The sequence below is a fragment of the Caulobacter sp. HJHS_5 genome, assembly GCF_056683955.1.
In genome coordinates, this window is the sequence record NZ_JBWZNC010000016.1 from 1 (window position 1) to 480 (window position 480).

Here is a 480-nt window from a genome sequence, read left to right on the forward strand (position 1 = left end):
CCAAATGCAAGGAGCCCGACCTTTCGGCCGGGCTCCCGCAAGTCTCAGGAGGCTGGGCCTCCGCTGACGATCGACGTCTTAGAAGTTGATGTCGATGGTCGAGCGGCGGTTCAGCGGTTCCTTCACGCCGTCGCCGGTGGCGACCGCGGGTTCGGTTTCACCCTTCCAGTCGACCGACAGCGTCGAGGCGCCGACGCCCGAGCCGACCAGCGCGTCGGCCACGGCCTTCGCACGGCGTTCCGACAGGCGGACGTTGTAGGCCGGCGAGCCCGAGGTGTCGGCGTGACCGACGACCACGACGCGGGTGGCGTTGCCGCCCTTGGCGTAGTTGGCGGCCTCGGTGACCACTTGCTGGGCTTCCGGCGTCAGCACGTACTGATCGAACGGGAAGTAGACGATGAACTGCTTCGCCTCGAAGGCCGGCGGCGGCGGAGGCGGCGGCGGCGGGGGAGGCGGAGGCGGCGGGGGAGGCGGCGGCGG

General features: G+C 70.6%; 1 protein-coding gene. It reads right to left on the minus strand.

Features of this window, described 5'->3' with window-relative positions; all coding sequences use genetic code 11:
• Positions 1–78 precede the first annotated feature (78 nt).
• On the minus strand, positions 79–480 hold a 402-nt coding region (locus tag ACFLIT_RS17835), incomplete at its 5' end, for an OmpA family protein (protein WP_479912614.1).